1 pseudogene is annotated in these 723 nt (G+C 69.8%); it reads right to left on the reverse strand.

What is annotated here, in order from left to right:
• A pseudogene (locus tag RB628_RS41065) lies at positions 1-723 on the reverse strand (phosphoketolase); the annotation flags it as partial.

Below are 723 nucleotides of genomic sequence, written 5' to 3' on the forward strand. Positions count from 1 at the left end.
GTACGGCGGCGGCGCGCACCGCGAGGCCGGGGACGCGGTCGATGACGTCCATGACCAGGCGGTAGCGGTCGAGGTCGTTGCGGACGACCATGTCGAACGGCGTCGTCGTCGTGCCGGACTCCTTGTAGCCGCGCACGTGAAGGTTCTTGTGCCCGGTGCGGCGGTAGGCGAGGCGGTGGATCAGCCAGGGATAGCCGTGGTAGGCGAAGATCACCGGCCTGTCGGTAGTGAACAGTCCGTCGTACTCGAAGTCGCTCATCCCGTGCGGGTGTTCCTCGCGCGGGAGGAGCCGGGTCATGTCGACGACGTTGACCACGCGCACGGCCAGGTCGGGCAGATGCCGGCGGAGCAGCTGTGCGGCGGCGAGCACCTCCAGGGTGGGCACGTCGCCCGCGCAGGCGAGGACCACGTCGGGTTCGCGGGTGCCGTTGTCGGTGCCGGCCCACTCCCAGATGCCGGCCCCGCGGGTGCAGTGGGCCCGGGCGGCGTCCATGGAGAGCCAGTCGAAGCAGGGCTGCTTGCCCGCCACGATGACGTTGACGTAGTCGCGGCTGCGCAGGACGTGGTCCGCGACCGACAGGAGCGTGTTGGCGTCCGGCGGGAGGTAGACGCGGACGACCTCGGGGCTCTTGTTGAGGACGTGGTCGACGAAGCCGGGGTCCTGGTGCGAGAAGCCGTTGTGGTCCTGGCGCCACACGTGCGAGGTGAGCAGGTAGTTGAGGG

Source organism: Streptomyces sp. ADMS (genome assembly GCF_033441795.1).
In the GTDB taxonomy this organism is placed as follows: Bacteria; Actinomycetota; Actinomycetes; order Streptomycetales; family Streptomycetaceae; genus Streptomyces.